Here is a 654-nt window from a genome sequence, read left to right as displayed (position 1 = left end):
GTCGATGGCAGGCCATGTTCGAGGACGAGGGGCTTGGGAGCTACCACTCGCCGATGGCCGCGCACGACGATCTCGTCGGTGGGGCGACCTTTTGGCCGAGCAACGGCTTGAACCCCGACAACTGCGGGTTGCCGGATGATTTGTCGGAGTGGCACCAGCACGATCATCGGTGACCATCCCGCTTGGCCCAGTTCTTCGCTAAGTAGGGTTCGAAGCCCGATACCAGCTCCTCAATCGACCGTAGGTCCTCGATCGCGAAGGAGAGGTGACCATGCCTGGAACCGTCCTCGTTCTCGATGCGCAGCACCATTCGGTCTCGATCGCGATCGTCGCCGGTCACACCGCCGACTCGGACGCGCGGATGCTGGATGGGAGTTTTCGGTGCTTGGATCACGTGACATCACCCATGCTAAGTTGATCATCTTCAGTGAGAGACGCGATCAGGAGCTTGCCATGGAAGTCGACTTTCAAACGATCCAAGACGCGATAGGAATCGCGGGGGACACCGGCAGCGCGGCTAGCAAGGTCGCCAAGGCCGCTGAAGCTACCAAGGAGCTATTCGGCTCGTCTAAGAGCGGTGCTGACCACGATGTTAAACTCGCGATGAGCGAGCTGATGCTGCAGGTAGCGAATACGCAGGCGGCGAATGCGCAA

General features: G+C 59.9%; 2 protein-coding genes. Both read left to right on the top strand.

From position 1 onward, the window contains the following. The first annotated feature begins 271 nt into the window (after positions 1 to 271). Positions 272 to 418 carry a hypothetical protein gene (locus ACR0CG_RS24050; RefSeq protein ID WP_480424000.1) on the top strand — a complete coding sequence of 49 codons (147 nt, stop codon included), beginning with the start codon at positions 272 to 274 and terminating at the stop codon, positions 416 to 418. A gap of 35 nt (positions 419 to 453) precedes the next feature. After that, the coding region (locus ACR0CG_RS24045; RefSeq protein WP_480528034.1) for a hypothetical protein at positions 454 to 654 on the top strand (201 nt) is incomplete at its 3' end.

It is taken from the genome of Ruegeria sp. AB8, from assembly GCF_056542605.1.
This window is presented reverse-complemented; position numbering and strand designations above follow the sequence as displayed.